This is a genomic window from Coleofasciculus sp. G3-WIS-01 (assembly GCF_040223135.1).
Taxonomy (GTDB): Bacteria; Cyanobacteriota; Cyanobacteriia; order Cyanobacteriales; family Coleofasciculaceae; genus Coleofasciculus.
Genome location: NZ_JAVJZI010000144.1, coordinates 1 through 21931 on the forward strand (window position 1 = coordinate 1; position 21931 = coordinate 21931).

15 protein-coding genes and 1 pseudogene are annotated in these 21931 nt (G+C 45.9%); 9 read left to right on the forward strand and 7 right to left on the reverse strand.

Going from position 1 to position 21931, the window contains the following annotated elements; translation table 11 throughout:
* The first annotated feature begins 130 nt into the window (after positions 1-130).
* Both RIM23_RS14360 and RIM23_RS14365 read left to right on the forward strand, forming a co-directional pair.
* Positions 131-268 carry a hypothetical protein gene (locus RIM23_RS14360; RefSeq protein WP_446367916.1) on the forward strand — a complete coding sequence of 46 codons (138 nt, stop codon included), beginning with the start codon at positions 131-133 and terminating at the stop codon, positions 266-268.
* Between the two features lie 2 nt (positions 269-270).
* Positions 271-441 (forward strand): hypothetical protein, encoded by a 171-nt coding sequence (locus tag RIM23_RS14365; protein WP_446367917.1) that lies wholly within the window; start codon positions 271-273, stop codon positions 439-441.
* Here RIM23_RS14365 and RIM23_RS14370 read toward each other — a convergent pair.
* Positions 438-2123, reverse strand: coding sequence for a ShlB/FhaC/HecB family hemolysin secretion/activation protein (locus tag RIM23_RS14370; RefSeq protein ID WP_446367918.1), 1686 nt, complete (start codon positions 2121-2123; stop codon positions 438-440). The genes RIM23_RS14365 and RIM23_RS14370 overlap by 4 nt on opposite strands.
* 333 nt (positions 2124-2456) lie before the next feature.
* Here RIM23_RS14370 and RIM23_RS14375 point away from each other — a divergent pair, with 333 nt between their 5' ends.
* Positions 2457-5051 carry a CHAT domain-containing protein gene (locus RIM23_RS14375; RefSeq protein WP_446367919.1) on the forward strand — a complete coding sequence of 865 codons (2595 nt, stop codon included), beginning with the start codon at positions 2457-2459 and terminating at the stop codon, positions 5049-5051.
* 144 nt (positions 5052-5195) lie between these two features.
* On the opposite strand, the gene RIM23_RS14380 is transcribed toward RIM23_RS14375, so the two are convergent.
* From RIM23_RS14380 to RIM23_RS14405, 6 genes are all read right to left on the reverse strand, one after another.
* The gene (locus RIM23_RS14380; RefSeq protein ID WP_446356873.1) at positions 5196-6050 is read right to left on the reverse strand and encodes a DUF928 domain-containing protein; all 855 of its coding nucleotides are present in this window, start codon (positions 6048-6050) and stop codon (positions 5196-5198) included.
* 156 nt (positions 6051-6206) lie between these two features.
* Positions 6207-8138 carry a CHASE2 domain-containing protein gene (locus RIM23_RS14385; RefSeq protein WP_446367920.1) on the reverse strand — a complete coding sequence of 644 codons (1932 nt, stop codon included), beginning with the start codon at positions 8136-8138 and terminating at the stop codon, positions 6207-6209.
* Positions 8139-8445: 307 nt separating this feature from the next.
* Complete coding sequence (locus RIM23_RS14390; protein WP_446367921.1) at positions 8446-10947, reverse strand: two-partner secretion domain-containing protein; 2502 nt, start codon at positions 10945-10947, stop codon at positions 8446-8448.
* 128 nt (positions 10948-11075) lie between these two features.
* Positions 11076-11258: a hypothetical protein gene (locus RIM23_RS14395; protein ID WP_446367922.1), complete on the reverse strand. Its 183-nt coding sequence runs from the start codon at positions 11256-11258 to the stop codon at positions 11076-11078.
* Positions 11259-12233: 975 nt separating this feature from the next.
* On the reverse strand, positions 12234-13238 hold the full coding sequence (locus RIM23_RS14400) for a glycerophosphodiester phosphodiesterase (RefSeq protein WP_446367929.1): 1005 nt from the start codon (positions 13236-13238) through the stop codon (positions 12234-12236).
* Between the two features lie 50 nt (positions 13239-13288).
* Positions 13289-13948 carry an SDR family oxidoreductase gene (locus tag RIM23_RS14405; protein ID WP_446367923.1) on the reverse strand — a complete coding sequence of 220 codons (660 nt, stop codon included), beginning with the start codon at positions 13946-13948 and terminating at the stop codon, positions 13289-13291.
* 347 nt (positions 13949-14295) lie between these two features.
* Here RIM23_RS14405 and RIM23_RS14410 point away from each other — a divergent pair, with 347 nt between their 5' ends.
* The 6 genes and pseudogenes from RIM23_RS14410 to RIM23_RS14435 all read left to right on the forward strand — a co-directional run.
* Positions 14296-14988: a peptidoglycan-binding protein gene (locus tag RIM23_RS14410; protein WP_446367924.1), complete on the forward strand. Its 693-nt coding sequence runs from the start codon at positions 14296-14298 to the stop codon at positions 14986-14988.
* A gap of 94 nt (positions 14989-15082) precedes the next feature.
* Positions 15083-15703 carry a cobalt-precorrin-8X methylmutase gene (locus tag RIM23_RS14415; RefSeq protein WP_446367925.1) on the forward strand — a complete coding sequence of 207 codons (621 nt, stop codon included), beginning with the start codon at positions 15083-15085 and terminating at the stop codon, positions 15701-15703.
* 109 nt (positions 15704-15812) lie between these two features.
* Positions 15813-17090, forward strand: a complete 1278-nt coding sequence (gene cbiE / locus RIM23_RS14420) for a precorrin-6y C5,15-methyltransferase (decarboxylating) subunit CbiE (protein WP_446367926.1) — start codon at positions 15813-15815, stop codon at positions 17088-17090.
* 93 nt (positions 17091-17183) lie between these two features.
* Positions 17184-17705: a hypothetical protein gene (locus RIM23_RS14425; RefSeq protein ID WP_446367927.1), complete on the forward strand. Its 522-nt coding sequence runs from the start codon at positions 17184-17186 to the stop codon at positions 17703-17705.
* Between the two features lie 419 nt (positions 17706-18124).
* A complete protein-coding gene (locus tag RIM23_RS14430) occupies positions 18125-20608 on the forward strand; it encodes an ATP-dependent Clp protease ATP-binding subunit (RefSeq protein ID WP_446367928.1) in 2484 nt (827 codons plus the stop codon).
* A 718-nt stretch (positions 20609-21326) separates the two neighbouring features.
* Positions 21327-21791 (forward strand): annotated as a pseudogene (locus tag RIM23_RS14435) (RRXRR domain-containing protein); the annotation flags it as partial.
* Between the last annotated feature and the right edge of the window lie 140 nt (positions 21792-21931).

Here is a 21931-nt window from a genome sequence, read left to right on the forward strand (position 1 = left end):
TAAGATGAGGGCGCACATCGGTAAGATGAGGGCGCACGCCGTGCGCCCCTACGGTTCAACGATTCATATTTCCCTATCTCAATGCTGAATAGCCAAATGGGATGAGAGAATAAGATAAGGTGTATGGAGAATGTTACCGATAAATGACTATCACCAACAATTACTAACCGCATTCCTGAATGGTTTAGCCAAATTAGAACAAGCCAAGACTAAAACAAATCCTAATCTTCTACAACGGATTTGGCAAACGATTCGGGGTAAAAACTAAGTATGTCTGATTCGATTATCTATCCCAGTATTGACCTCTTCCTTTATGATCTCAAGGAAGGATTAGGTCAAGATGCTAATCAAATTGACCAAAATCGCCGATTCAAAGCCTCTCAAGAGCAGGAGAGAGGTTTGGAGAGAGGTTTTTCAGATCCCGTGAAAAGAAACGGTTAAAAAGGCTGAAAAAGAATAGAAAAAGTAATCCCATGATCTTGCAGAGAACCTCCTTCATCCTCAACATTATTGAGGGGAATCCCCCAATACAGTTGCGCGGACCACGACGGATCTCGTTGCCACAAAAGTCCTAACCCAATACTGGTTAAGGTGTTGGGATTAGTAACTTCATCCTCGTGGTTCCAAACCGTGCCAATATCGAAAAAAGGAGCGATTTGGACAGTACCAATCCCCTCAGGTTGGCGGATAATCGGTAAACGAACTTCCACGGAACCGATAATCCCATTGTCAGCCACGCGCTGATTTTGGCGATAGCCGCGCACGGTATCAATTCCACCAATACTGAACTGTTCGAGAGGTAAGAGGGAATCATTCGATAATTGCGCTCCAGCGCGAGCGATAATGATACTATCAGCGCCTAAAGCCTGCACCCACTGAAACTGTCCCACCCAACTCATAAAACGCCCATCAATTCCCGTATCATTGATTGTGGCATCAAAAGCATCTAAACCAAAACTAAACTGCGATCGCGCGGCTAAGACGCGATCCGTTGAACGATTTACCCAGTCTTGGCTAAACCGCAATACGGTTACTTTCGATTCCCCATCTTCAGGTCCGAGGGAAAAGGAAAACGGGATATCCTCAAGGACAAAGGTTTGACTTTGGCGCAAATCCAGGGACAAGGAAAGGGCAAAGTCACTCGTCGGCTTGTGGACAATGGGTTGGCGAAACCCAACTGAAAAGGTTTCCGAGTGGGAGTTAATGTCTAAGACTGAAAACGGATCTTCGACAATTTCACTATCGCTATGGTTATAGCTGAGCCTTAATTTACCATCCCTGGGATTTAAGGGGATTTCATAGCGAAGACCATACTGATTAACACCTTCAGTTATGCTATAATCTGCACTCAAGCGATCGCCTAATCCCAACAGATTCCGATTCTCTACTCTCACTGTCCCCCCTAGGGAACCGACACTGGGAGAGTCTCGATTTTCTATAGTCACAGCACTTGTCCAAGGTTTTGCCTCTTCTAGCTGTAGGGTTAAGACACTCGTACCTGCTATCGTTCCCGCCGATAACTCCGCTTGAATTTGATCGAGTACCGGATCAAGTTGCAGCAGTTGCAGTGCTTCTTCTAAACGACGAAGATTCACCGGGGTTCGAGTCGCCAACTGAATCCGCGATCGCACATAATCCTCCTGCAAACGTTCCAATCCTTGAATATCAATCCGTTCGATGCTACCTTCAACCACCTGAATACTCACCACACCATCAGTAATATCCTGAGACGGCAAAAAAGCACCAGAGGTGGTGTAGCCATTATCCGTATATAACCCGGTAATCGCTGTGCGAATCGCTAATAATTCTTCAAAGGAAGCATTTTGACCAATAAAAGGCGCAACAACGGCTTGTAATTGAGTCCCAGAAAAAACCGTACTCCCCAATACCTCCACTCGTTTTATTTTGACATTTACATCTAAATTTGGTATGGATGTCGGGTTAATTTCCGGAGTGGGTGTGAGTGGGGGAAGTGATGGGGGAAGTGATGGGGACGTCGTCGGTAAAGAAGGCAGATTGGGACGAGTGGGTTCCAGGATACCCGGTGGAATATCCGGATTAGTTTGACTCATCCATGGCAAGTCTTGAGCTAGGGCGGTACAACTCCAGCTCAAGTAAACCATATTTAAAGCCCAAAGAAACCGTTTAAACATGAAACCGTAGCGCAAAGGTCATCGGTTGACAAGGATGCAGAGAAACCCCGGACTGTTTAAAGCGTCTAGTTGCAAAAAAAAATAATTCATACCCCATTGCCTTCATGCTAAGTAATATTCTTTTATTTCTTGTTCTGCTTTTATCATCACTTACCGGAAGAAATACAATATAGTAGCAGCTTGCGAAGATTAATTGTCCCCTGTTTTTGTACGTTGAGAAACCCTGAGATCCTCAAATTTAGACCACCCAGTTCCGGTGGAAATTTCCTAAAATAGAGTTAATCGTTATCGTTGTTCCGAAAAATGTCCCACGGTTGGCAGCTTTGGCGTCGATTTATTGGATTATCCTTAGCCAGCCTTGTCTTTTGTATCAGCTTTCATCCCTGGTCCACTGGGCAAGCCGAATCCGCAACAGAAATTCAACAACAGCAATTGCTCACACCGACTGTAGAAAAACAGCTCGTGTCCAAGGGAATTGAATCCTATCAAATCGGAGAATTTGCCCAAGCCATTACCTTTTGGGAACAAGCCCTACCTCAAATCACCGACGAAAAAGATAGAGCAATTGTTCACAATAACCTAGCTTTAGCCTATCGGCAAATGGGGGAACTCGCTCAGGCGATCGCGCACTGGGAAAAGGCGATCCAAATTTACCAGGCTTTGCCCGATGCAGAAAACCGCAAACAAATCGCGGGGCTATTAACTGAACAAGCCCAAACCTACAATGATTTGGGACAGCATCCGCGAGCGATTACTCTCTTAGAGTCAGCCATTGAACTCACCACTAAATACCCAGATCCCTTAACGCAAGCAGCCGCTCAGGGCGCTTTAGGCAATGCCCACTGGAGTTTGGGAAACTATGATCAGGCGCTCTCTGCCCACAAACGTAGCCTAAAAATTGCCCGCGAATTGAATAATACCAGCTTTATCGCCACAGCTTTGAATAACTTGGGGAATGTTTACATGAGCCAAGCCACCCGGTATAGTTATCAGGCGCAGGTGGCTGAGTTAGAAGGAGATATTGAACAGACAACGCGCTTAACCCAAGAAGCGATTCAGGATTGGACCCAAGCAAGAACATTCTTTGAGCAAAGTCTACAAACGGCTCAAGCCTTAGAGAGTTTGACCGAAATTAAAGCCTTAATGAATTTAAATCGCTGGGTGATTAGTCGTCATCTAGTCAATGTTGGTAACAATTCAGCCCAACCATTGAGTAGTGCTGATCAAGAATTTCTCCAGACGAATTGGCAACGAGTCAGAGAACTCCTAGTTAGAATACCCGATTCGCGACAGAAAGCCTATACGTTGATTAACCTAGCACAGAGTTTTCAACGTATCGAATCAGAGGCTTCGACACAGGAGTCGATCCAGCTTTTGAGCCAAGCCATGATGGTTGCTCAAAAAATTGGCGATGCTAAAGCTCAATCCTTTGCCCTAGGGAGCTTAGGACAATTGTATGAATCAGCCGGAGACTACAGCACGGCGATGGAGTTGACTCGCCAAGCGGAATTTAGAGCCCAGCAAATTCAATCATCCGATAGTTTGTATCGCTGGCAATGGCAAGCAGGGCGGATGCTGAAAGCTAGAGGAGCCACCACTCAAGCCATTTCCGCTTATGAACAAGCAATCGCGACGCTGCAAAACATTCGCGGCGATTTAGTTACCAATAAAGAGTTACAACTGGATTTCCGGGAACAGGTTGAACCCGTTTATCGGGAATTGATTGATTTGCTCCTGAATGCTTCCAGTGGCGATTTGAGCGATCCTAATTCCCAGGTAGCAGCCTCACCCCTGAAAAAAGTCATCGATATCGTCGAACTGCTCAAACTAGCAGAGTTGGAAAACTTTTTCGGCGATGAATGTGTGCAAGTGGCGAAAGACAAAGCCCAAAATGAGAAAGGATTAGCCGATGCTAATGCGGCTGTCATCTACTCGATCATTTTGAATGATCGCACCGAAATGATCCTGCGCTCGCCTGATGGTTCCCTGAAAAACTATCCTATCCCCATCAGTAAAGAAGATATGGAAGCCGAGATTGAGCAGCTACGCTACTTTCTCGAACTGCGAGCCACAGAGCAATATATCTTCCAAGCAAAAGAAATTTATAATCTGCTGATTCGTCCTCTGGAAGCTGATTTAGCTCTCATGCAACCCAAGACGTTAGTCTTCATCAACGATGGCGTCTTGCGTCAGATACCCATGAGTGCCCTGCATGATGGTCAAAAGTTTTTGATTGAGAAGTATCCCATTGCGATTACCCCCAGTCTGTCATTGACTACGAGTCAACCGCTAGATCACAATCACTTAAGTGTGTTGAGTATGGGTTTAACGGTTGCTAGACCTCCCTTTTCCGCCCTCACGAATGTAAAAGCTGAGCTAAAGGCGGTCGAAGAAATATTAGGCGGGACTGAGTTAATTGATCAGGAATTTACATTCTCGAACTTGCAAGCAAAACTAAGACGCAAAAATTTTCCCGTTGTTCACATGGCAACCCATGGCAAGTTTGGTGTCGATTCCCAGAGTACATTTCTACTGGGTTATGATCAACAAATTAGTATTGAAGAACTCGACAATTTATTGCGTTCTCGCGGTCGTCGAGAAGCGGTGAAACTCCTCACCTTGAGTGCTTGCCAAACGGCGACGGGTAACAATCGCTCAGCGTTAGGAATTGCGGGTGTCGCTGTTCGAGCGGGTGTCGAGAGTGCTTTAGCGACGCTGTGGTATATCAATGATGAAGCGACTGTACCGCTGATTGCCGAATTTTATCGCCAACTGAGCCAACCTGACATCACTCGGGCAGAAGCGTTAAGACAGGCGCAGCTTCAGATGATCTCTAATGTCAACTATAATCATCCTGCGGTTTGGTCGCCGTTTATTCTGATTGGGAATTGGAATTAGTTAGGGCTTGCTCAATTGAACTCAAAAGAGGGAGTAGGGATACACCATTTATCCCTACTCCCGGTATTGCACTAATGTTCACGCTCTACCCGCTTTCCGTTACATAAGACCTACTCGAAGCTAGTGGGCTGTCCATTTGAATGTTTATGGTCTTATGGCAACATTAAGCCGTTCTTGCTGGGTCACTTGAGTCAAACCAACTTGCTCAAGCAGAGCCAGAAAATCATCGTTGGTGGCTAGCTCATGGGAATTAGCCGTTGGCACGTTGGACATTGCCGCTAAGGCATCGTACCAAAGCCCAGATTCAGCATAGCTCCAAGCGCGATCGCGCCACACCTGTGTTGGCACATTGCTCTTGAGAGGAGGAGTCGATGGCAGTTGTTGTTCTAAAACCCCTGGTGTGCGTACACGCTCAATCCAGCTAATAAATACGGGATTGGCTGACGGACGCTTGGTATTACAGATCAGAGTTACTGACCATTTATAGGTTCGTCCGGTTTGCAGTTCAGGTCGGTCTTTGGGAAGTTGCAACTGCATCATTCCCATCTGGGGAGAGTCAATCTGTTTCTCAAATAGCGGTTCAGGAACTCCAGGTTCCACTAGAGCAAACCGCATGGGTACAGAGACAGGCTGTGATAAATGCCAGAAAAAGGTAGGATGACCCGATGTGGTTTGTCCAGCATAATCCTCCGATGGGATCAATAAAGTAACTAAATCGTTGGTTAACGATTGGCTACAGCCGCGTGAACCCGACCCAATCGTCCGCCGTGGATTACTTGCCACTGGTGGTATATATTGTTTAGACGCACGATTGGTTGACGTTGATTTTAACTCCGCATTGGCGGGTAGATCTTTCCAGGTCGAGGTCAGAACTTCTAATTTTTTTGACGACTGAAAAATCCGGGGTTCAGGTAGATCTAAAAAGCCGAACATTTGCAGGGAAACAATTGAAGCTGTCCCGGCAATGATCGTTACTAATTTTTGCCGAGTAGTGTTCATGAGATTAGGTCCTTCGTTTCATAAGGGTCTTTTGACAAAGGGTTTGGATGTGATGCACCTACTCTAGCTGTTGAAAAATTTTGCCTGAAGAATTTTAGACTCAATAGTGATCTTTGCTAGCAAAATCTAAATCATTATACAGGGCATTTTGAACAACTACAGCAAAATTTGATAAATTGCGGTTAACTGTTCGCGCCCTTTGAGTCTCACCTGACCGATTTGTTTCGTGGGGAATTGATTTTGCAGATGCTGATAGGTTTCTTCATTGATTAAAATCCGGCAAATTCCCCCATCTAGAGTTTTATCGTAACTTTCTAATCGAGCCGCGACATTCACGCTATCTCCTAGGGTGGTATAGTCGAGTCTTTGAGAGTTTCCCAAGCTACCTGTGACGACATCTCCTGTAGCAATTCCCACGCGCATCGCTGTTTGGGGATAGCCTTGACGTTGCCACTCTTGATTGAGGGTTTGCAGTTTCTGTGCCATGGCTAAAGCACAGCTAACGGCGGCTATAGCATCTTGAGCAATTTCCTCCGATGTCGTGCGTTTAATCGGCACGCCAAACACAGCCATCACCGCATCTCCGATAAACTTATCCACAACACCGCCATGGTCTAGCACCGTCCCAGCCATAGCATCCATATATTGGTTCAGCCAAGCCATAAGCACTTCCGAACTCATATTTTCTGCTACTGTACTAAACCCTTTGAGGTCTGAGAACAGAACCGTCGCCGTCATTTTCTGACCACGTAGACGTCCTTCTTTGAGAAGTTGTTCGCGATCGCGCCAAATTGCTTCGGCGATTTGCTTCGTTACATGGCGACCGAATAAATTCATCACCATCTGCCGTTCTTCACGCTCAAAGTTGGCGATGTACCCCGTAGTTGCTGTAGCGGCACCCAATAAAGCCAAGGCGGGAGGAATTACAGGAATCCACCAACTGCTGATGATAAAGGCTAAGTAGCTGCTCCCCACCAAACCTGCCAGCGCGAACAAAAGGCTGATTAGTGTCCAACGCGGCAGCAATTTAGCCAAACCTCCAGCATCTCGCAAAACCCAACACAGGGTTGCACCCGTTAAAGACCAGAGGAAAATCCAGACCACTTCGATAGGTTCGGACCAAGTTTTGAGTCCAGAACGTCCGTCTAAGGCTGAACTGAGCAATTGACTAATTATGTTAGCCTGAGCTTCTATCCCAGGTGTACGCTCTTGGGTGGCAATTTTATCACCACTATAAGGGGTGTAGAAGAAATCATTCAGGCTAGTTGCCGTTGCCCCAATTAAAACGAGGCGATCGCGCATTAAGTCTGGTTGTATCCGATCTTCGAGTACCTCTGTCAATGACACCCTGGAAAAGGTACGCGCCGGACCCCTATAGTTTAGCAAAATCTGGTAACCCCCGTCATCTGCGCTAACATAACCGCCGTCATTCGCTGAAAAAGGTTGAAATGTTCCCTTCCCTAAATGAAAAATGTGGGGATTCGTTTGTGACGGTTGAGTTATGATATTTTGCGCTTCTAAATACATCAACGCCAGTCTCATGCTAAACGAGACAGTGGGTTGATCGTTTTTAACCATATAAAGCAACCCTCGACGCAGCTTGCCATCCGCATCGACCACCACGTTATTAAACCCCACTTGTCCTTTTTGGTCTAACATCGGTGGGGGAGCTACACTGGCGCTAGAATCTTGCTGATTAATTTTTTCTATACCGATTAAATTTGGAGTTGTTTCCAAAACTTTGACCAATTCGTTCTGACCGGGCAAAACAGGTAAATCTCGATAAAGGTCAAGACCAATCACTCTGGGGTTTTGAGCTTTTATGGTTTTGAGCAGTTTAGCCAGGACAGAATCAGGAATGGGCCACTGTCCGACCTTTTTTAGATCTGTCTCACTAATTCCCACAATCAGGATTCGTTCATCGACAGGTTCTCGTGGACGCCAGCGAAAGTATTGGTCAAGAGTTGCCCATTCCCAAGCCTGTAAAAAGCCGAGCAGCCGTAATAAGATAACGAGTCCAGCTACACCAGGAGCAACAGTCCAGACACCTCGCCCTGCCCAAATTTTTTGTCTCAGTTCTTTCCACATCCTATGTCCGTGCGCTCCTTGATGGTTAGAAGGCTAGTACAAAAAGGCAGATGGCAGATGGCTGATGGCTGCACTTGTTTAGGGTATCTGCTTTTTCGCAAGCTTGTTAACGGGTAGATGTTTGAAGCGGCGCTGCACTAGCTCTTTCACTTTACCTTATTCAATGGTGAAGTAATTGGAACCGAAAAATTAGGTTTTAAGGAATAAATTATTATTGAAACTTTAAATTCGCCCTCGATAAATACTGTTTGGGAATAATTATTCCTGAGCCAGGCGAGCAGAGAGCGAACTGCTATTAGGGGACTCGCTATTCTTCTGGTGATGCCGCCTGATAGCAGATTAAATCATCAGCGTTAATCATCGCCACCAGTTCAGGAGCAGTACCCACTATGATACGTCCATCAGACGTTACCATCATACCGTGAGCTTCTTGAATTGGGTCACCGGGTTTCCAGAAACTGGGGGTTGAGGATGGGGAATTGACCCTTGGCGTCGTTGCTTGTTGTCCCCCATCGCCAGTAATTCCCTGAACCTGAGTGACAGTATAGCGACCCTGTAGTGGATCATAGGGGGTATTGGGTAAACCACCCGTACCTGTCACGATAAAGCTACCTTGCTCCTTATTGCGGTGGGTAAGGCAACTATCGGCAATTACTTGCTCTGGAGGGACAAAAGTAGTGGATAGGGACGAGATAGAATTTTGATCCAAGCTCAGAGAAGATACTGATAAGCTACCAGATGCCGCCGTGGAACTCGTACCTAATGCCTCGACTGAGATATCCACTCGATCATTCCCGCGAAATGGTTCAAAGGAACCTGGGTTGCGACCTACTGCTGTCCCTTGACCGCTAGAGAAAAGGTCTGCCAGAAACACGGGAGAGACAATCTCAATATTACCGCCCCTGCCATCAAAGGCATTTGCCAGAATGTCACTATCTTCTAGGGCAATCAATACATCGGAGTTAATCGTAATATTGCCGCCGCCACCGATACTCTCAAAAACGCTGGTACTGATTAAGCTACCGTTGCGTAGATGAATATCTTCCGCCGTGATGTCGATGTCACCTCCTCCTGCTTGATCTGAGGTTGCCCTGATTTCTCCGCCATCTCGGAGTCTTAGGTTATTGGTAGTAATAGCTAAATTTCCTGCATCACCCGTTCCTTCACTGGAAACTTCCAATCGGCTAGGAATAACCTGGCCATCTTCTCCTAAACCATTACCAATAACCTCTACAGTATCTGAGGCGCTTACCGTCAACCTTCCACCCTGACCTGCACCGGAGGTCGCAGCTGATACAATTCCTCCATCTCGGAGTCTCAAGTTATTGGTGGTAATCGCTAAGTTTCCCGCATCGCCTGTTCCTTGACTTGAAGCTTCTAAACTACTGGGATTGATCTGACCTTCCATACCAATACCTGTACCCATGATTGCCACAGAATCCGAGGCATTGATTGTTATCGTTCCTCCCTGACCCGCATCAGATGTCGCTGCTGTTAGTTTTCCCCCATCCTCAATAATTAGCCGTGCTGTAGTAATCTCTAAATTTCCCGCATCTCCATTGGTGAAAGTGTCAACCTTTAATTCACTTGATCCAACAATTGGGGAACCACCGCGTATTTGGATTGACTCCGAGGCAGTGACAGTTAAGTCTCCACTGCGACCTGTACTAACAGAACCTTTGATTAATGGAAATGAACTTGTAGATATTCCTGCTCCATCCCGGACGATTAGCCGCCGAGTATTAACTTTTATGTCTCCGGCATCTCCGTCATTTCCCGTGATCGTGTTTATGCTGGTAGACCCCAGAATATCTAAAAATCCACTCAGTTCCACTGATTCTGAGCCAGTCACGACTATATTTCCAGCTGGGGCTGACCCAAACGTGAACGAAGAAATTTGTGAACCATCAGTGAGTGTGATTTCTCTGCCTTGTATTTGGATATCACCACTACCGATATCTCCACTATTAAACAAAGGCAAAGGACTCAGATCAGTTACATCAATGATAGCTGTTTGGGATAGGTGAATATCCTGAAAATTATCAACACCCTCATAGCTTAAAACCCAACCTTGATTGGTTGGGTTCAACGTGACCCTACTGTTACTACCAACGCTTCCTACTTCAATCCGCCCACTTGGTGCTGTTAGATTTCCACCTTCTAAAATAACTTCACCGCCTACAAGTGCCAAGCTTTTATCTGCATCCACTCTCAAACCCGCAGGAGCTCTAAAACTATTAAATTGTTCCTGCATATCACCCCGACTTGCTTGAGAACGGTTGATAATAGGTCTTGGGGAGCCGCCAAATTGCAATCCAACAGGAACACTGACGGTAAGTACCGATGATGTTGAAGGGTTAGTGCTACTAAACTCTGTGCCATCAGCAAATTTTACACTATCGGCTGTGCTGGCAATAAAAGAGCCACCCAAATCTAGGGCAGCTTCAGCACCAAAGATAATGCCATTGGGATTGAGGAAAAACAAATTGGCATTACCTTGCGCTTTGAGTAAACCATCAATGTTCGAGATTGAATCCCCGGTCACACGGCTGATAATGTTCTGGACAGTAGAGGTGTTGTCAAACCAAGCCGCTCCACCTGTCGGCACGGAAAACTCATCAAAGCTATGGAAAAGGTTTTCTCCGGCTTGGCTACCTCCAGTAATAGTGAATTGAAGATTGTCTGAACTATTAACATTTGTGGGTAATGTTCCATCGGGGACAATTTGCCCTTGAACGGAGTTGACTGAAACTAGAAAGCAATAGGGAACAATTTGAAGTAGCCAGAATGGATAGTGGTATCGTTTCATACAAGTCCCTCAGGGGTTACTAATAAGAGTCTAACAACTCAAACCCCACTAAGGCTTCAATCATTTCTTATGGTCTAAACTGACATGCAGTTGTCAAACCCTAAGCTGTTAGGTATTTAATTTCACTACTACCAAGGCCATCGAAGCCAAAAATCTGAAGTAGCCGTATCCTCTATTTGCTGTTGAGGACTTATCGGCTGGTCTTGCCTGATTTTATTCTCCATACTGGGATTGGCAGAAACAGGAGCTGCGCCAACTTGAGTAGAAAATGTTAAGCTGATAGCGATCGCGGTAGATGCAACGAGTTTCATTTTTCCTTTCTCCGTGTAGATGTACGAACCTTTGAGCTTAGGCTTGATTCACCTAGCCCGAAAATTTTGAGAGATAAATTGCTCTTATCAGAGACTTTTTCTTCACTTCTCGGATTTACCCTGTTAGTGGCGCACCCGATTAGTAGAAGTTTGAGAGAAATCTTTTTTTGCCACTGCTCTATAATTAAACTATAGCAAGATAAAATCCAAGATCAATTATCTTTACCAAAGCTTCATTGATAGTTTATACACCCTTAATAAGTACATCTTATGCTTTAAGTTTTCTTCACAGAAGTTCTGGGTTAAGGGATACACCGAAGTTACTAGATTTGACTCAATTAAGCGTAATACACAAAACTGTAGATTACCCACTATGACTATAGTTGAACCGAAATACACTTGAAATACGTCCTAGGTTTAGTGGTGTTTAAGTTATGGCTATCAGTTGAATCAGGTTAAATTATTCGTTGATCCGGAGGGTGACTTTCTCTTTCCCTCAAAGTGGGTGCTATTGATTCTCTGTGTGAGAGTTGCCACAGTGAAACCCTGATGATAGAAGGGGTGACTTTTATTCTCTCGTCAGAGTTTTTTAGCCAAGTTAGTCTATGCTAAGAATTGTAATGTAAGATTTGCTTATGTTAAGAAGTGTGACGCAATAATTCGTAACATCAAAGTTACTATAGAGTTGTTCATATTATTTAGCTTCACATTTCATAAAAGCTGGGTCGTCAGTAAGTATTTTTACTCGGTCTCCTAAAGATAGATCCCTTTTCCTGGCAGGTTGTTCCAGACATACCCTTCCTCACTGCCCACCCGCCTTAATTAAGCGACATTCGTCTTAAGGTTCGTTAACAGGGGTTATATCATGTCCGGTGGAATACTCACATTTGGGTGGCTCCAAGGCTGCAGGGTTTCAAGGGAAGGAGAAAGGTGGCAAGGAAGAAGGGAATAATGATTGTTTAGGCGGACTTGATATTACACCGATGATCGAGAAACCTGAAGCGCTGTATCTGGGAAGTCGCTGAATAGTCCATCAATGTCCAGGCGATAGAATTGCTGATACTCCAACTCAGGATTACCTTGATAGTCTGGGGCGAGAAAAACCTCTTCATTGCGGAATGTCCAGCCATGAACCTGCAAACCCTGAGCATGAGCCTCATCTAGCAACGAGGTGGGGGCTAACAAGTAACCATCCGCTCCTGTGGGTACAATCAGACGTTTGTTAACGCCGATCGCATCGGCATAATCAGCAATTTCCCTTAATCCCTGAGGCGTTACTAGATCTCGATACATCCGACTGCTATTGTCACACTGTTGAGGATGAGCAATAAAATCGTAGGGTTGACCGATGTCATTCACTAACTGGACTAAAGATACATCCGTCATCTGCTTCAGCGCTTTCAAGTTCGCCGTTTCAAAGGATTGAATGAACACAGGGGAAGTGCGATCGCACCAACCGTACTGGTTGAGGATTTCTACCAATGGTTCTTCTAGGGAGAGTCCGATCGCGTTAAAGTAGGTGGGATGCTTAGTTTCCGGATAAATGCCAATCCTGTGTCCAGTTGCAGCATTTTGGCGTTGGAGGAGTTCCAGAATTTCTACCAGGGTAGGAATATCAAACAAGCCATCAAATTCTGTTGAACGCAGGTGAGGTAATCGTTCTTTGACTCGTAGGGTTTTTAGTTCAGCGAGAGTAAAGTCTTCAGTAAACCAACCCCTGATAGTTTGCCCATCAATCATTTTAGTGGTTTGGCGATCGCGAAATTCTGGACGAGTCGCCACATCTGTGGTACTAGAGATTTCATTCTCGTGACGCGCCACCAATACCCCATCCTTCGTCATCACCAAATCGGGCTCAATGTAATCAGCCCCCATCTGCATCGCTAATTCATAAGCAGCTAGGGTATGTTCGGGACGATAGCCACTTGCGCCTCGGTGAGCAATCACCAAAGGACGGGAAATTTTGTCACGCGATCGCATCCTTATATTATGTCCGTTATTGTATTGATTATCCACTGACTCAACAGAGCTTACCAAGGAAGTACTTCCCCCTTCGCGTGCCAAAACGTGCCAGAATTTTCCAAGTTGAGCTGATCAATTCGGGCTAAAAGTCCCTGAACTGCTTCCTGGGGAGGAATGCCACTATGATCGGTCATATCTGTACTAACCATACCCGGATGGAGGATAGCCACAGCAATTTGACGAGGTTTTAAATCAATCGACAGGGATTTACCCGCCATGGATAGTGCGACTTTAGACATGCGGTAGCCGTAAGCATTACCAGAGGTGTTGTCTTCAATAGAACCCATGCGGCTAGTCATGATGGCAATCTTAGCACCTGCACCCAAATGGGGGAGTAAAGCCATTGTTACCCGCAAAGCACCCAACGCATTCACCTCAAATTGTTCCCGAATGGTATCAAAGTTAAGTTGGGGAAGGGTATTTTTCCGCCAAATTCCGGCATTGTTAATCAATACATCTATAGGAGTATCCTTTAAACGTGCCGCTAAGTCACCAACGGACTGATCTGAGGTGATGTCAATCCCCCTCTCCACCTGAATTCCTAAGCTGTCGAGAGCTTCAGACGTTTGGCGACAAACCGCGATCGCCGTTTCTCCTCGTTCGGTTAGCTGTCGGCAAAACTCTAAGCCGATACCTCGGTTCGCACCTGTCACTAAATAAGTCGCCATATTCACCCATAAATTTCATCCCTACGCTATTGTGCCAGATATTGGATTGAAGTTCCCCCGGTGCAGATGTACTATATGCAGCATGAAGCCCCACTCCGTCATAGTTTTAGCAATTGATCCTCCTCTATTTCTACCCATGTATATTTAGGATTTTCGGGTTTTCCGTACTGCTCCCGTTAGATTTTATAGAGAAGCCGAAGTAAGCGTCTACAACCGCCCTCTTGAGAATAATATTCTTACTTAGTGAAAATCGAAATATTTCATAAAGTTATTTAGTATCTTTAACTATCCATGCTTTAATTGAATGGTTTTGAGTTTTTTAAATTAATAATCTTAAAAGACAAATCATGGCAACTAATCTAGAAACTTTTAAGTCTCCTCGATTTACGGGTGAAGTTATTCAAGCAGATATTGAATTTTTTGATTCCCTACAAAAAATCGATCGCTTTGCGGCTAACAATGGCTTAGAAATTTTTGTCACCCAGTCAGTCCGTCAACAAGGTGTTCCCATTGGAGGGGCTATTGTTCCTCCCGCAAGTCGGTCAAATCACTTAGTCGGTCATGCTATTGACATGAATATCCTACTAAACGGTCGCCTATTTAATAGTACTGTTCTGAGAGCAAGTAATTTGAGAAACCTGCCAGTTGCCATCCAAAATTTCATCAGAAATATACAAAATGATCCGATTCTGAGATGGGGAGGAGATTTTGGTGATCCTGTTCATATTGATGATGGCTTAAATGTGAGACAACCTGCCACTTGGAGAGCTAAGTTTCCGATTATCCAGGCTGAACTGCTTGGTGTATTACCCCCTGATGATCCAGAACGAGAAAGACTATTATTTCTTACTCGCCCATTTATGCGGGGAGAGGATGTACGTGCTGTTCAGAAAGCGCTGATTCAACGGGAATTTGACATAGATGCAGATGGTATCTTTGGTTCCTTAACGGATGCAGCAGTAACAGCGTTTCAGGCAAGTAAAGGTTTGACTCCAGATGGTCGGGTTGGTACTCAAACTCGACAAGCACTAGGGCTGTAAGTAGGTGGGGAAAATTAAAATTAACGGCGAGGAGCGTTATTCGTCACTTTTCATTTGTCAGGGTGGAAGGATATTTATAGAAGTTAATGTAGTTATGAGGAATCCGCTAAATCATCCAATTCTAGAGCAAAGTTTCGCTATCATTGACCAAGAAATTGGCAAACATAAGTTTACGCCTGATGAATATGCTATTGTCCGGCGGGTGATTCACAGTACGGCGGATTTTGAATTTGCTAAACTAATTCATTTTAGTCCAGAGGCAATTGCATCCGGAATTACGGCTATCCAAAATAAAACCCCGATTATTACTGATGTGGGTATGGTTAAACAGGGAATTACTGGAATGGTGGGCAAAACCTTCAGGAATCCGGTAATGGCGGCGGTTGAACAAGCATCTGTGGCGCTTCCTGGTAAGACTCGCACGGAAACGGGTTTATTAAGTTGTTATTGTCAGTTTCCTGAAGCCATTTATGTCTTTGGTAATGCACCGACTGCACTGTTAGCATTATGTGCTGAGTTACAACAATCTTCAGTAAAACCAGCTTTAGTTATTGGCGCACCTGTAGGATTTATTTCTGTCGTGGAAGCAAAAGAGGCTTTAGCAAAAACTCTAGTTCCGCAAATTCAAATTAATGGGCGCAAAGGGGGTTCTCCTGTCGCGGCGGCGATTCTTAATGCTTTAATGGTCTTAGCCTGGGAAAATTCGGAAACTTAACTCGAATGTTGCTGAATTAAGCGTTTGTAGTAAGCGCTGTCTTCGCTTCTGGCACTAAAGTGCCTACTACGAACTACATAAAATATTAATAACTAATAACTAATAACCAATGACCAATGATATTCATGTAGTCGGAATCGGTTTAGATGGTGCAGGGGGACTCACAGAATCCGTGCGACAATTAGTAGAACGGGCGACTCTGTTAGTAGGGAGCGATCGCGTCCTAAGTTACTTCCCTGGTCATCCCGCACCCCGCCTGGTTTTGGGCGATTTGACTCCAGTGATCCGTGAGATTCGTCGTCAGTTGGTAAAGAATGACCCAAATTGCTGTATTATTGTGTTAGTCAGTGGTGATCCATTGTTTTTTGGCTTGGGACGTTTATTATTAACCGAATTGCCACGAGAACATCTCACGTTTCATCCCCATGTCAGTGCAGTACAATTAGCATTTAGTCGGGTTAAAGTCCCTTGGCAAGATGCGGTGACGATTAGTAGTCATGGGCGTTCTTTAGAACGGTTAACCCAAGCGCTACAACAGGGGACGGAAAAAATTGCCGTGCTTACGGATAAAATAAATACGCCGAGTGCGATCGCAAACCTGTTATTTGATCTGGATTTACCTGGTGATTACCAGTTTTGGCTGTGTGAAAACTTAGGTGGAACCGATGAACGGGTGAGGTGTTTGCCTGTGGATGCGGTACACTTAGAAGCGATCGCGCCGCTGAATGTGGTGATTCTCCTGCGTCAATCTGAACTTAGTGATACCCCTATAGATGTCGCCACATTACCTATATTAGGGCTATCGGATCACAGCTTTGCCAGTTTTCGCGATCGCCCCGGTTTAATGACCAAGCGGGAAATCCGTACCCTGATTTTAGCAGAACTATCCCTACAACCGGAACAAATTATCTGGGATATTGGTGCAGGAACAGGTTCAGTGTCTATTGAAATTGCCCGATTATCGCCGACGTCTCAAGTCTATGCTATCGAAAAAACGGCGATGGGAACGGCTTTAATTGAACAAAATTGCCGTCGTTTACAGGTTACGAATGTTACCTCGATCTATGGTACAGCACCGGATATTTTGTCACAGCTACCCACACCCCAGCGTGTTTTTATTGGCGGAAGTGGAGGAAACTTGTTAGCGATTTTAGATCGGACGCAGGCGCAACTGGTGGATAATGGAATAGTCGTGTTAGCCTTGGCAACCTTAGAACACCTAAATCAGGCAGTCAATTGGTTTAGCGATCGCGGTTGGACGTATCGATTGTTACAGGTTCAGCTTTCCCGTTCCATTCCCGTCGCCCAACTCACCCGTTTTAACCCCCTGAATCCGGTGACAATTATTAGAGCCATCCGACCGGATACAATAGGGGTTGCTGAATAAGTATTGTGGTGGTAAAGTCTATTCCACCATTTTAGTTGTGCCACGCCAGTAGATTATGTAGAGACGTGCCATCCTACGTCTGTCATCAGTCACATGAAGCAAGTTACAGTTTATCTCAACCACGGAAAACACTGTACCGGAAGCTCCGATAACGGCAAAACGACCACGGAGAACTATACCTTGTATCCCGGTGATATGTGTATTGTTGATCCCGCCCATTCAAACAAACACAAACATAGAGGTAGAATTGGCAGACTGGATGGAACACAAAGAAAAGGAATTCCCCGACTCTGTTTCACCGACAAAAAAGGCGGTTATGGTTACATCAATCCCGTTGATCTCTCCCCTCTCCCCGCCAGTCTCCCCGCCATAACCAGCATCAAATCATCGTCCCAAAAACCCCATCCCACCTTTCCGGTAGACTTACCACCAAAAGTTCCTGGTGATAAAGATAGTCTACAACGCGCCATCTGTCTCCTGGGAAATCGCACTAAATCTGAACTCAAACCCAAGCATCAAACCGAATTAAGAGAACTCATTGGCACTTATCCCAACCCCCAGACAGCCGCAGACTGGAAGAAAGGGTTAAAGCAAGTGGTTAAACAGTCGGATTAAATCAAGTAACCGTTAGGCTTCAAAATGCGCTGGAACGTCTGGGAGATGAGGGAGATAATTCATTCGTAGGGGTGAAGCATTCGCGCCCCAATTTATCGGTTTTCTACTCAAATCCCAACGCGAATGCTTCACCCAACCCCCAACCGTCAATTCCTAATCCCCAATCCCCAATACGGTTGACCAATAGAACAAACTAAGTATACATGGGTAGAAAGGGATGCCATCTTCAAAACTTAATCTGAATTCCCTGAAATCCCCTGTAGACGGCAACTACACCCAACCATTACGGTTCTGCCCACTGATGGAGTAAATCATACAGAGGTAGAGTGTTAGTGTAAATGTACATAAAAATTTACAAAAATGGTGATTAGTATATCACTATCACCACGTCATAAACCCTTCGGTAAAGGAAACCCATCATGTTTGAACATTTTACAGACAGAGCTATCAAATCTATTATGCTCGCCCAGGAGGAAGCCCGTCGCCTGGGACACAATCTCGTGGGAACAGAGCAAATCCTGTTGGGATTGCTGCGAGAAGGAACCAGTGTAGCCGCAATTGTCCTCAAAGAGATGGACATCACCCTGGAATCAACCCGGAAAGTCGTCGAACGAATTATTGGTCGCGGCTCAGGCTTTGTTCCGGCTGAAATTCCCTTCACTCCCAAAGCCAAACGCCTGTTTGAGCTCTCCTTTAAAGAAGCTCGACAACTAGGACATAATTATATCGGTCCGGAGCATTTGTTACTCGCCATTCTGCAAGACAGCGACAGCGTCGCGGGTAAAGTGTTGCAAAGTTTGGGCGTCAACTCAGCAACTGCCCGCACTAAACTGATTCAAGCTATCGGCGAAGTAGCGGCGGCGGCAAGCGCTAGAGGACCAGGGACTTCGATGATGGGTGGCACATCAAAATCCGCCACCCTAGAAGAGTTTGGCAGGAATCTGACCCAGTTAGCCGCAGAAGGTAAGTTAGACCCTGTGGTGGGTCGTGTCAAGGAAATCGAACGGATTATTCAGATTTTAGGACGCCGAACCAAGAATAATCCCGTATTATTGGGAGAACCGGGCGTCGGCAAAACCGCGATCGCAGAAGGGTTGGCACAACGGATTACGGATAAAAATGTGCCGGAACTGTTGGAAAATAAGCAGGTCATCAGCTTGGATATCGGATCACTGATTTCCGGTACCCGTTTCCGGGGTGACTTTGAAGAACGCATCAAGAATATAATGGCCCAAGTGCGTCAAGCGGGGAATATTATCCTGGTGATTGACGAAATCCATACCTTAGTCGGTGCTGGGGCGCTAGAAGGCGGATTAGATGCGGCAAATATGCTCAAACCCGCTTTATCCCGGGGCGAACTCCAGTGTGTAGGGGCGACTACCTTGGATGAATATCGCAAGCATATTGAGCGAGACGCCGCCCTAGAACGCCGTTTCCAACCGATTATGGTTGGTGAACCCTCGGTTGAGGAAACCATTGAAATTTTGCAGGGGTTACGGGATGCTTATGAACAGCATCACCGGGTAGAAATCTCGGATAGTGCTTTGGATGCAGCGGCGAAACTCTCAGATCGCTATATCAGTGATCGTTTCTTACCGGACAAAGCCATTGACCTAATTGATGAAGCCGGAAGTCGTGTCCATTTAATCCATTGTCAGCCCTCCCCAGCCACGCGAGACATCAAGCGTCAATTGCGTCAGGTGAGCAAAGAAAAAGAAGAAGCCGTTCGTCTCCAGGACTTTGAGAAAGCCGCCCAATTGCGCGATCGCGAACAGGAACTAGAAGGGGATCTGCAGGCGATTCTGCAAGAGGAAACCGATGCAGATACCCCCGTACAGACGCCTCTGGTGAATGAGCAAGATATTGCCCACATTGTCTCCTCCTGGACGGGTGTACCCGTTAACAAGCTGACCGAATCCGAATCAGCCCTGCTGCTACACATGGAAGATACCTTACACCAACGATTAATTGGTCAAGAAGAAGCGGTTACAGCCGTCTCCAAAGCGATTCGGCGGGCGCGAGTGGGGTTAAAAGACCCGAATCGACCCATTGCTAGCTTTATCTTCTCAGGACCGACGGGAGTTGGTAAGACGGAATTGGCGAAAGCGCTGGCGGCTTACTTCTTCGGGTCAGAAGATGCGATGATTCGCTTGGATATGTCCGAGTACATGGACCCGCACACTGTCTCCAAGCTAATCGGTTCGCCTCCAGGATTTGTCGGCTATGACGAAGGCGGTCAACTTACAGAAGCCGTCCGGCGTCAACCCTACACGGTACTCCTGTTTGACGAAATTGAGAAAGCGCACCCTGATGTCTTCAATAGCCTCCTGCAACTGTTGGATGATGGTCGTTTGACGGATGCTAAGGGTCGTACCGTAGACTTCAAGAACACCCTGATTATCATGACCTCGAACATCGGTTCGCGGGTGATTGAAAAAGGTGGCGGTGGTTTCGGGTTTGAAGACTCAGATAATCTGGCGGAATCTCAATACAACCGGATTCGCAGCCGAGTGAATGATGAACTCAAGGAATATTTCCGTCCAGAGTTCCTCAATCGCCTTGACGATATTATCGTCTTCCGTCAGTTAACGCGAGACGAGATTAAGCAAATTGCCGAGCTCCTACTTGTGGAAGTTTCAATTCGCCTAATTGAACAGGGAATTACCCTAGAAGTGACGGAACGGTTCAAAGAGCGTTTAGTCGAAGAAGGGTATGATCCCAGTTATGGAGCGCGACCGCTACGTCGGACAATTATGCGGCTATTAGAAGATAGTTTAGCCGAAGCCATGTTAGCAAGTCAGATCATTGAGGGAGAAACCGCTGTGGTTGATGTAGATGAGAATGGTAAGGTTAAGGTTTTACCGGGTGAATCGCCAGCGCGGTTGCTACAACCTGTAGGCTAGTCTCGTTCCCAGGCTCTGCCTAGTCGTCTCGTTCCCAGGCTCTGCCTAGCCATCTCGTTCCCAGGCTCTGCCTGGGAATGCTTTTAGGGAGGCTCTGCCTCCCTAAGGCGGACATCATATCACCCCCAACCCCTCTCCCAAGGTTGCGATGCATTACCCACATCTTCCTTAAACATTGCGCGATCGCCTCACCGAATATATTCTCGCTTAGCCTATAATTCAAGCTAGGAAGCTTTCGTGAACTGAAGATCCTCCGGTGCAGATGTACTACACAGGGCATTAAGCCCCACTCCGTAACAGTTTTAGCAATCGATCTTTCTCTGTTCGTACCCATGTATAAAGATTTTCTTAAAACAAAATACACAATTTATACCAACTGACATCTATCTTTGGGTATACTTGGCAAAACAGTAACTTTCTGGTGCAGACTCCAGACCAGAAAATCCTAGGCAGAAAAAGCAAAAGCCAAGTTTCAACAACCCTGATTTAGCTATCGCTTGAAATCAGGGATTGCCAGAGACAAGGCTGGTGACGCAAGAGTTGAATAGACCGCCGAGCCGTTAACTGGCACGTACTTTCGGATACTTCCCCAGTCCGAATTATCTACAAGTCTACTTGTCATAGACGCTTGCAGAAAGGATATCTTGTTAACGGTGGTCGAGGGGACTATGTACAGACGCGCTATGGCGCGTCTCTACTTCACGAGAGGCTTATACCCATGATTCGTGTACCAGTTTTATCACCAGACGGTAAGCCGTTAATGCCAGCTAAAGCCAGTCGTGTTCGACGCTGGTTAAAGTCAGGCAAAGCCAAGGTCATACACAACGACCTAGACATTTTTCAAGTCCAGTTACTTGAACCCTCATCAGGGGAAGAAACCCAAGATATCGCAGTCGGAATCGATTCGGGTAAACTGTTCACCGGAATTGCAGTTCAATCACGCAAAGCTACCCTATTCCTAGCCCACCTCAAGCTACCCTTTAAAACCGTGACCAAGCGGATGCAAGGGCGGGCAATGATGCGGCGTGGACGACGAGGGCGACGGATTAACCGTAACCTTTCCTTTGACCAGCGCAATCACCGCCAACATCGGTTCGACAATCGCAGGAGTCATAAGATAGCCCCTAGCATCCGGGCTAATAAAGATTTAGCATTCCGGGTACTACAGGAATTGAGGCAGATATAGTTGGTAAAAGTATAGTCAAATATAGACAGACTTCATTTCATTGCAGAAATTCCCTTCGCTTTTACTTTGAGAGATTAATTCTCATAATAGTGAACTACGCACCTCTCTATCCCATAGCGGTTAAACGCATTTGGGAA

Excerpts from the sequence above, each read along its gene's own strand:
- RIM23_RS14360 (WP_446367916.1), top strand. The coding sequence starts at position 131 with ATGTTACCGATAAATGACTATCACCAACAATTACTAACCGCATTCCTG.
- RIM23_RS14365 (WP_446367917.1), top strand. The coding sequence starts at position 271 with ATGTCTGATTCGATTATCTATCCCAGTATTGACCTCTTCCTTTATGAT.
- RIM23_RS14370 (WP_446367918.1), bottom strand. The coding sequence starts at position 2,123 with ATGGTTTACTTGAGCTGGAGTTGTACCGCCCTAGCTCAAGACTTGCCA.
- RIM23_RS14375 (WP_446367919.1), top strand. The coding sequence starts at position 2,457 with ATGTCCCACGGTTGGCAGCTTTGGCGTCGATTTATTGGATTATCCTTA.
- RIM23_RS14380 (WP_446356873.1), bottom strand. The coding sequence starts at position 6,050 with ATGAACACTACTCGGCAAAAATTAGTAACGATCATTGCCGGGACAGCT.
- RIM23_RS14385 (WP_446367920.1), bottom strand. The coding sequence starts at position 8,138 with ATGTGGAAAGAACTGAGACAAAAAATTTGGGCAGGGCGAGGTGTCTGG.
- RIM23_RS14390 (WP_446367921.1), bottom strand. The coding sequence starts at position 10,947 with ATGAAACGATACCACTATCCATTCTGGCTACTTCAAATTGTTCCCTAT.
- RIM23_RS14395 (WP_446367922.1), bottom strand. The coding sequence starts at position 11,258 with ATGAAACTCGTTGCATCTACCGCGATCGCTATCAGCTTAACATTTTCT.
- RIM23_RS14400 (WP_446367929.1), bottom strand. The coding sequence starts at position 13,238 with ATGCGATCGCGTGACAAAATTTCCCGTCCTTTGGTGATTGCTCACCGA.
- RIM23_RS14405 (WP_446367923.1), bottom strand. The coding sequence starts at position 13,948 with ATGGCGACTTATTTAGTGACAGGTGCGAACCGAGGTATCGGCTTAGAG.
- RIM23_RS14410 (WP_446367924.1), top strand. The coding sequence starts at position 14,296 with ATGGCAACTAATCTAGAAACTTTTAAGTCTCCTCGATTTACGGGTGAA.
- RIM23_RS14415 (WP_446367925.1), top strand. The coding sequence starts at position 15,083 with ATGAGGAATCCGCTAAATCATCCAATTCTAGAGCAAAGTTTCGCTATC.
- cbiE (WP_446367926.1), top strand. The coding sequence starts at position 15,813 with ATGACCAATGATATTCATGTAGTCGGAATCGGTTTAGATGGTGCAGGG.
- RIM23_RS14425 (WP_446367927.1), top strand. The coding sequence starts at position 17,184 with ATGAAGCAAGTTACAGTTTATCTCAACCACGGAAAACACTGTACCGGA.
- RIM23_RS14430 (WP_446367928.1), top strand. The coding sequence starts at position 18,125 with ATGTTTGAACATTTTACAGACAGAGCTATCAAATCTATTATGCTCGCC.